This window comes from Staphylococcus petrasii (assembly GCF_002902565.1).
Taxonomy (GTDB): Bacteria; Bacillota; Bacilli; order Staphylococcales; family Staphylococcaceae; genus Staphylococcus; species Staphylococcus petrasii.
The window spans coordinates 35,912-44,563 of sequence record NZ_PPRC01000056.1 but is presented as its reverse complement, the minus strand read 5'-3'; the positions used below and the strand labels follow the sequence as shown (position 1 = coordinate 44,563).

Sequence of the window (8,652 nt, the reverse complement as noted above, 5' to 3'; positions counted from 1 at the left end):
CTTTCTTTTCCGCCAAGAGTCGCGCAACATCATTCGTTATTCATCTTAGAACTACTTACGTAAGTGTGTGAACACTTACGTTCATCAATAACTCATCCCTCAGGCGTCACTCAACTACGTTTCGTTATCTATCTTAGAACGCCTTACGCAAATGCACGCGCACTTGTGTTCAATATAAAAAACGCCAAGAGTCGCGCAACGTCACTCGTTGTTCATCTTTAGAATTTCTTACCTAAGTGCTTTGGCACTTAGGTTCAATATTGTTTTCATCATAATCTTTATAATTATGATCACTAATTACTTAATTTTAGATTTACTTAGATAAGAGTGTTGATATTCATTTTCCACAATGCTTTAAATTCTCTTAGGTGACACACTTTGTCATTATTATTATATTTTTGTATTAAGGTGAGGGGTTTTTGGGAATAAAATAATATCATCTTATACATAATACATGTTATAAATAAATCATATGATAATTAGTGGGAGGTTCTACAATGGAAACAATTGAGTTTTATAATGGACATCACATGCCGAAATTAGGGCTTGGTACGTTCAGAGTTGAAAATGATGAAACATGTAAAGAAGCAGTGAAGCATGCTATTGAATCTGGATATCGTAGTATTGATACAGCGAAAGTGTATGGTAATGAGGAACAAGTTGGTTTAGGTATTAAAGAAGGACTTGAAGCTACTGGTTTAAGTCGTGAAGATATCTTTGTCACATCTAAGTTGTATTTCGAAGACTTTGGTCGTGAAAATGTGGCTCAAGCGTATGAAACTAGTATTAAAAAACTAGGTCTTGATTATTTAGACTTGTACTTAGTTCATTGGCCAGGTACGAACGAAGCAGTGATGATTGATACGTGGAAAGGTATGGAAGATTTATATAAAGATAGCAAAGTTAAAAATATAGGTGTAAGTAACTTCCAACCGGAACATCTTGAAGCGCTATTAGCTCAAGTGTCTATTAAACCTGTAATTAATCAAGTTGAATTCCATCCTTATTTTACGCAAAATGAATTAAGAAAATATTTAGATGCACAAAAAATTTATATGGAATCATGGTCACCATTAATGAATGCTCAAATTTTAGATGATGAGACTTTAATAGAGATTGGGAAAGAAGTAGGCAAATCACCTGCACAGGTTATTATTCGCTGGAATATTCAACACGGGGTAGTCGTGATTCCTAAATCAATCACACCTAGTCGAATTGAAGAAAATATTGAGGTATTTGATTTCGAATTGTCTGAAGATCAAATGTCACGTATTGATAATTTAAATAAAGATAAAAGAGTAGGGCCAGATCCTAATACGTTTGAAGGACATTAATACAAAAAAGCTATTCGTTGACCGCTTCGTCATGGTCAATGAATAGCTTTTCATTTTTAAAAAGTTTAGGACTAAAGAATGTAACCTAGGTAGCAAGCTAAAAATCCTACAATAAATTGTAAAAGTGTATAACTAATAAAATGTAGTGGTTTAAACTTAGGAGTTATAAAATTGACTAATTCATATGACAATGTTGAGAAAGTCGTTAAACCACCTAAGAAACCAGTCGTAAAGAATAGGCTAAATGATGGATGATTAAGCGTAACGCCAAATGTTAATCCTATCAAAAAACTTCCAACAATATTTACTATTAGCGTTGCGAAGGGCAGTGGAGAAGGCCATTTGCTTTTCGTAAAGTCTGTTAACCAAGCTCTTACTACTGCGCCTAAACCGCCGCCTAACATAATTAATAAGCCGTTAATCATTTAGTACGACCTCCTAATTTGACCCCTAAACCGCATATTAAAATTCCTAATATGTAACTAGCTAATGCGTAACCGAATAATAATATAAAGGAATGGTGGTGGAACATTTTAACAAGTTCTAATTGAAATGTTGAAAAAGTCGTTAAGGCGCCTAGAAATCCAGTTGTAAGTCCTTTTTTAAACATAGGATGGTCTTTAAAATATTGAATAGTAATAGTTGAAAGGTATCCCATGAGAAAGGCCCCAACTAAATTAGCAATGAATGTACCTGTAGGAAAGGTAGTGTCATCATTTAAAAGAGATATAAAATATCTAAGCAATGCACCTACCATTCCACCTATAAAGACAAAAATATATTGCATGAACTTTCACCCGTAATTTAAAATATTTTATTTAATGAGTATTTGAAATTTCTGCTAAAAATTAAGAAAAAACACCAAATGTTGTAATTGATGCGAAAATATGGAACAGAATAACAACTAAAATAATAAAAGGTAAAAGTTTAGTAGCCGTTCTTAGCTTACTTTTTTTGGGACTAAGATGTTTAATTGCTTTATCAGAGAATATAATCGAAGCAATTAGAATAATCACATTGAGAACACTACAAGCAATTAATAAATATTTTATTGACGTAATTTGTTTACTAAGTAATGGATTAAATGTATTAAAATAAAAACTTATTATTAATAATACGACTGAAATAATAAAGTATTTTTTAGATTTCGACATATTGAACCTCCTGTGCGACATCATTACATTATATTACCACATTTATAGAATTGGATACTAGCACGTTATAGTAGGGGATTCATTTTCAAAAATAAGCAAAACATTCGCTAACAATCATTAAGAATGATATAAATAATCTATAATCATTTATCTATACGGAATAGAAAATAATATATAAAGTTCATAACAAAATATACATATTTGAAATTTAAGTTCATACTATTAATATATTTCTATATTCGTAAAACTTAATTTGGAGGAATAGTAAGATGACTAAACTTAATGTAGAAGTATTTGCGGATGGCGCAGATATCGAACAAATGAAAGCTGCATATAAAAATAAAGAAGTGGATGGTTTCACAACTAACCCTAGTTTAATGGCAAAAGCCGGCGTTACAGATTATAAAGCATTTGCTGAAGAAGCGGTTCGCGAAATTCCAGATGCCTCTATTTCATTTGAAGTGTTCTCAGATGATTTAGAAACAATGGAAAAAGAAGCTGAAATCTTAAAACAATATGGTGATAACGTATTTGTTAAGATTCCAATCGTAAACTCTAAAGGTGAATCAACAATTTCATTAATTAAAAAATTATCAGCAGATAACGTTCGTTTAAACGTAACTGCAGTTTATACAATTGAACAAGTTAAAGAAATTACTGAAGCGGTAACTGCTGGTGTACCTACTTACATTTCAGTATTTGCTGGACGTATTGCAGATACAGGTGTAGATCCACTTCCATTAGTAAAAGAATCTGTTGAAGTGGCACACAGTAAAGAAGGCGTTAAATTATTATGGGCTAGCTGCCGTGAAACATTTAATGTTATTCAAGCTGATCAACTTGGTGTTGATATTATTACATGTCCAGCTGACGTTGTGAAAAAAGTTAACACTAACTTAGGCCGTGACATTAATGAATTATCTGTAGACACTGTAAAAGGTTTCGCTAAAGATATTCAAAGTTCAGGTTTATCAATTTTATAATTCTTAAATTAATGAAAAAGAGCGGACCAGAAATCCTATTTAGTAAAAATGGATTTCTGATTCGCTTCTTTTTGTTTTTAGAGAATAACATCTTGCTACTCTTCATAAACTCCGCTAAGATTTATGAGTAAGAGAGGAAAAGGAGAGATACAACTAAGTATGAAACAAGCAGCCTTTGAACAAAAAGTAAAAAAACAATTATGGTTTTTGAATAAAAAAGAAAAAAACTTACTTGATGAGCAACTTGCAACGCATAGTGAACAAGCAGATGAATATAAATATAATAAACCTGTGACGTATGCTAATACATTTTTAAAACAACATATTTTTAAAGAAAAAAGTACTTCAAGCACAAGTTTATTTATCATGTTAATTGGTATGGTCATAGTGTATGCATTATTATTAGGCCTATTCTTAGCTGGATTTATCACGAGTTTAACGGCGGTGAATTATTTCGTTAATCCTCAAGTTTCTATGCCAGTTATTAATGTTATTTTAATTTTAATAGGTGCTATTTTATTAGCTTTAGTCAGTTTATTATTAATTAAATCAGTAACAGCGCTATTTACTAAGAAATTGTTAGAGTACAAATTTAATAAAACGTCGTAGATTTTTGCACTAAATGAAATAATAATAGGCTTTCTTGCCACTTTTTGTAAACCAACGTATAAGGTTCGTCAATTTTAAACTGAATAGAATTATCGAACGTTACGATAGTTCCAGTGCTTGTAGATGTCAATCCTATAATCGCTTGTGCATTCAAATAAACTTGTAAAGGCGCACGCTGTTGCTTCACTGGAAAGAGAATTACTTTATGAGAAATATATAATGGTACTAATTTATTAATTGCCAACAAACGTTTCGCTAATTTTACTTGCTGCGAATAAGAACGTTGATGTTGCTCTAAATAATAAATCAGTACCTTTTTTATTGGAAAAGGCAGTACCATGTCATAGGTCGTAAAGCAACACTTCGTCTTGAGCGAACTACCTGACATTGTTTGAATATATAATAAATGATAAGAATTATGGGGCAACATGTTATACACCTTCATGATAATAAGTTTGTAATTTATTAAAAGTTGAGGATTTATACTTTTTAATAGTAGTAGTAGAAACGCCCATTAACTTAGCAATTTCATATTGTTTATAACCTTGTATATAAAAGTTGAGCCAAGTGTATTCGTTGGGACAAAGAAGAGGTTGAATATCTTGTAGATAATTGAAAAGATAGGGATTATTAAAAGAATTTAAAGAAGAATTTATCTCAGAAGTTTCTAAGTCGATAGTTTCAAGTTTTAACTTTTCACGTCTGAAAAGGTCGATAAGATAGAATTTTAAACGAGTATATAAAAATGAGTTAAATGTTATAGAGGAAGTTGAATCATAGGTAAGAGATAATTGCCATAATTTAATTAGAAGTAATTGGTAAAATTCATCATAATTATACTTTATATGGTATTGTTTTAACAAATAATGAATAATTTTATAGTGGTTAGCGTAAATTTCTTCAAAATTCAATGTGTACGTTTTAAACTCCTTGATTATGTACATACATAAATTAATTTTCCGGATAAATAGAGATTAATACAGTCATAATGAATTATCATTTGCGTAATTTAAAAAATAGGTGTTAAATAGTAAACATAGAATGACAAAATATATCAAAATGTTGTATTAAACTGTTCATTACAATAAAATTCGACATTTAATCAGTGGGAGGTATGAAGTTGGATTACGCACATTTAAATCTTGAACATTTCTTTGCGAGAAATGACGATTTAGATATTATTAGAGATCGTTCTGAATTTGTGATGATTAATAATTTCACTAATGAAATGATGTACCGTGATGGTGAAGTTGAAGGCACAATCGATTTGAACCAATATTATTATAAGAATAGATCACAAGCTGCGAGTTTCATTATGATGGATTACCGCAATGAGAATAAATAACTTTTATATAGATTGATTTAGACAATTAAAAAATTATATATAGATGTTTGAAGTAATGAAATTTCGCTTGTTTCATTACTTTTTATTTTGTTAAGTTTCATTTTGATTACTGTTATTTTATGAATTTGTAACATTGCAATTATAAAATTGTTTAACGGTATTAATAATGTTAAACTTTTTATCATGAAATAGTTTCATTAAGACCAAAAGAATGACCTAAGAGGTGTGAATATGACGAAGCACAAGAAGGGCTCTATAATAGGACTTGTAGGGTTGCTTATTGTTTTAGTAGTAGCTGGTTTCGTCTTCTTTTCAATGATTTCTGATCAGATTTTTTTCAAAAATGTTGATGAAGAAGAAAGTGTCGAGCATTTAAATGTTACATTAAATAAAGCTGCTGAAAAGCAAATCGATAACTATACAAGCCAACAAGTATCTAATAAAAGCAATAATGCTTGGAGAGATGCTTCAGCGAGTGAAATAAAAGCTGCAATGGATAGTAGTAAATTCATTGATGACGACAAACAAAAATATCAATTTTTAGATTTATCAAAATATCAAGGTATTGATGAAAATCGTATCAAACGTATGTTATTTGATAGACCTACATTATTAGAACATACTGATGATTTCGTTAGTGCCGCTAAAGAAAAACATGTAAACGAAGTTTATTTAATATCACATGCGTTATTAGAAACAGGTTCAGTTAGAAGTGATTTAGCTAAAGGTGTCGAAATTGACGGTAAGAAGTATTATAACTTTTACGGCGTAGGAGCTTTAGATGAAGATCCTATCAAAACAGGCTCAGAATACGCTAAAAAACACGGTTGGGATACACCTGAGAAAGCTATTAAAGGTGGCGCAGATTTCATTCACCAACATTACTTATCACATAGCGATCAAAACACGCTTTATAGTATGAGATGGAATCCTAAAAATCCTGGTGAACACCAATACGCTACAGATATTAAATGGGCTGAAAATAACGCTGAAATTATTGCCGATTTCTATAAAGAAATGAAAACTGAAGGTAAATATTTCAAACTTTATGTATATAAAGATGACACTAAACATCAAAAATAATAAAAAATTAAACCAGCATACACAATTTGTTAAACTATTGTGTATGCTGGTTTTTTATAATATTGAAGATTATTCAGCCTTATTTTTTCGATTCAACCAAGAAAAAGCAATTACAAATACAAGGGCAACTTTAAGTAAAAATTTCATATCATTTCACCTCAAATTGATTCTACCATATCTTATAATGGTTAGAAGTAATTAGAATTGGCTATATTTGAATAAGACTATTAATTTAAGATATTGATATAATACAATTATGTTTTGAATGAGAGAGACAGATAGAAGGATGATGTTAAATGCGTGTAGCAATAATAGGAATGGGAACAGCTGGCGTCAGTGTATTACGACAGTTAGTTAAAAATGAAGATTTCAAGAAGTTAAAGGTAGATGTCTATGATAATGAAGTCAATATGGGTCAAGGGGTGCCTTTTCAAAACGATAGTAGTCAACTCTTGATTAATTTACCTACTAAAAATATGAGTTTAAATTTAGATGATGATGAAGAATTCTGGAAATGGTATCAAAATCAGAATGAATTTAAATTTGATAATCCTAAATATTTACCAAGATTTGTCTTCGGTCATTATATGAAATCGTATTTATCAGATTATGCAGCTATGTATGATAATTTAAATGTAATTAACAAACAAGTGCATGAAATATTTACTAACTCTGATGTTGATGAAACGGCGTTGAAATATTATGTTTGTACGTCTGAAGATATGACACAATGGAAAGAATATGATTATATTTTTCTAACGATTGGAACTTTCTCATACCATGACCCTTATGGTTTGAAGGGAAAAAAAGGATACATACAAACGCCATATCCAACATATCATACATTAGATGAAGTTAAAAAAACAGATAATATTGCGATAGTTGGTACTGGGTTGGCGAGTTTAGATGTAGTACGTTACGTCACTTCGCATCATCCTAAATTACCAATAACTATGACAAGTAGATCGGCCAAATTACCAAGTGTAAGAGGAAATATGGTAGAGATTGATTTTAAATATTTAACTAAGGAAAAGTTCAATGAAATTAAAACGGAACATTATGGGAATGTGCCATTAGAAAAAGCATTTGAATTATTTAAATTGGAATGTGATTTATATGATGTTAAGTTAGATGAAATGGTTTATCGTAGAACGGGCGATACTATTAAAGATTTACAATTCGACTTAGATCAACCTGATGAAATAGGCGTCTTTCAAAGTATCATTGAAAATGTTAAAGAAAATCTAAACTGGATTTGGAATAGTTTCAGTCGTAGTGATCAAAAAGAATTTGATAAACGTTTTACTAAAATTATTCAATTAAATTCTAATCCGATGCCTCCTCGTACAGCTCGTTTAATTATCGATTTAATTAATGATGGTTCTTTAATCATTAAAAAAGGGTTAGAGGATATTAAATATGAAGATGATTTATTTAATTTGAAGTTTAAAGATGAAGCGGAAGTACATCAATATAATGTAGTGATTAATTCTACTGGTTCTAAAACCCATTTATCAGATTTAGATGAAGATGATCAACTTGTATTAAATCTTGAGAACCGCCAAATTGTTCAGGCTCATCCTATGGGTGGTATTCAAATTATTCCAGAAACCAATCAAGTGATTAGTCCGCGATATGGCACATTGCATAATATGATTGCGATTGGTCAAGTCACAAATGGCGTTAATAAGTTGCGTAATGGCGTTAAAATGATTGTGACTCAAGCGGTAAGTGCTGTGAATTATCTATATGAAGTACAAAGTGAATTTGATCATGAATCATCATAGAGTTACAGTTGCACCTAATGTTGAAAAACGCTACATTTAGTGACTAAATCGTCTATGTTATTATATTTCTTTGTTTGTAATTTTCTAAAAATAAGCGTATGATGAAATGTGTAGTAATTAACTACATTAACTCTTAAGTTATCACAATTTCATAGTAATTCTTTCGGGGCAGGGTGTAATTCCCAACCGGCAGTAATTTAAGCCTGCGACCTGCTTATAACTGAGAAGTTATAGGTGGCTGATCTAGTGAGAATCTAGAGCCGACAGTAATAGTCTGGATGGGAGAAAGAATGAAGACGCGCTATTGATAGAATAGACGTTTATTTAAATATGGATAGTTTACTGTGAGTAGTAAGC

Annotated in this window: 11 protein-coding genes and 1 riboswitch; of the genes, 6 read left to right on the top strand and 5 right to left on the bottom strand. The window is 30.7% G+C overall.

The genetic code is table 11. The features are described from left to right. Positions 1-497: 497 nt before the first annotated feature. Positions 498-1,334 carry an aldo/keto reductase gene (locus CD127_RS09120; RefSeq protein ID WP_103366479.1) on the top strand — a complete coding sequence of 279 codons (837 nt, stop codon included), beginning with the start codon at positions 498-500 and terminating at the stop codon, positions 1,332-1,334. 71 nt (positions 1,335-1,405) lie between these two features. Here CD127_RS09120 and crcB (CD127_RS09115) read toward each other — a convergent pair whose 3' ends face one another. From crcB (CD127_RS09115) to CD127_RS09105, 3 genes are all read right to left on the bottom strand, one after another. After that, a complete protein-coding gene (crcB, locus tag CD127_RS09115; protein ID WP_103366478.1) occupies positions 1,406-1,759 on the bottom strand; it encodes a fluoride efflux transporter CrcB in 354 nt (117 codons plus the stop codon). Then, positions 1,756-2,121 carry a fluoride efflux transporter CrcB gene (gene crcB / locus CD127_RS09110; RefSeq protein ID WP_103366477.1) on the bottom strand — a complete coding sequence of 122 codons (366 nt, stop codon included), beginning with the start codon at positions 2,119-2,121 and terminating at the stop codon, positions 1,756-1,758. Before crcB (CD127_RS09110) ends, crcB (CD127_RS09115) begins: the two co-directional genes overlap by 4 nt. A gap of 61 nt (positions 2,122-2,182) precedes the next feature. Further along, positions 2,183-2,488 carry a hypothetical protein gene (locus tag CD127_RS09105; RefSeq protein WP_103366476.1) on the bottom strand — a complete coding sequence of 102 codons (306 nt, stop codon included), beginning with the start codon at positions 2,486-2,488 and terminating at the stop codon, positions 2,183-2,185. Positions 2,489-2,757: 269 nt separating this feature from the next. On the opposite strand from CD127_RS09105, the gene CD127_RS09100 reads away from it, so the two are divergent. Continuing rightward, positions 2,758-3,471 (top strand): transaldolase, encoded by a 714-nt coding sequence (locus CD127_RS09100; protein ID WP_103298655.1) that lies wholly within the window; start codon positions 2,758-2,760, stop codon positions 3,469-3,471. A 159-nt stretch (positions 3,472-3,630) separates the two neighbouring features. Next, entirely contained in the window at positions 3,631-4,080 is a 450-nt protein-coding gene (locus CD127_RS09095) for a hypothetical protein (protein WP_103366475.1), read from the top strand. Here the strand turns inward: CD127_RS09095 and CD127_RS09090 are convergent. Together CD127_RS09090 and CD127_RS09085 are read right to left on the bottom strand one after the other, a co-directional pair. Beyond that, complete coding sequence (locus CD127_RS09090; protein ID WP_103366474.1) at positions 4,064-4,510, bottom strand: competence protein ComK; 447 nt, start codon at positions 4,508-4,510, stop codon at positions 4,064-4,066. The two genes, CD127_RS09095 and CD127_RS09090, sit on opposite strands and share 17 nt — an antisense overlap. 1 nt (position 4,511) lies before the next feature. Next, the gene (locus CD127_RS09085; RefSeq protein ID WP_103366473.1) at positions 4,512-4,991 is read right to left on the bottom strand and encodes a sigma-70 family RNA polymerase sigma factor; all 480 of its coding nucleotides are present in this window, start codon (positions 4,989-4,991) and stop codon (positions 4,512-4,514) included. 209 nt (positions 4,992-5,200) lie between these two features. Between CD127_RS09085 and CD127_RS09080 the strand changes: the two genes are divergently transcribed. The 3 genes from CD127_RS09080 (at position 5,201) to CD127_RS09070 (ending at position 8,295) form a co-directional block, all read left to right on the top strand. Then, a complete protein-coding gene (locus tag CD127_RS09080; protein WP_103298659.1) occupies positions 5,201-5,425 on the top strand; it encodes a hypothetical protein in 225 nt (74 codons plus the stop codon). Positions 5,426-5,656: 231 nt separating this feature from the next. After that, positions 5,657-6,508, top strand: coding sequence for a peptidoglycan release complex glucosaminidase SagB (gene sagB / locus CD127_RS09075; RefSeq protein ID WP_103366472.1), 852 nt, complete (start codon positions 5,657-5,659; stop codon positions 6,506-6,508). Between the two features lie 296 nt (positions 6,509-6,804). Then, positions 6,805-8,295, top strand: coding sequence for an FAD/NAD(P)-binding protein (locus CD127_RS09070; RefSeq protein ID WP_103366471.1), 1,491 nt, complete (start codon positions 6,805-6,807; stop codon positions 8,293-8,295). Between the two features lie 155 nt (positions 8,296-8,450). Then, positions 8,451-8,589: riboswitch (FMN riboswitch) on the top strand. Positions 8,590-8,652: the final 63 nt, after the last annotated feature.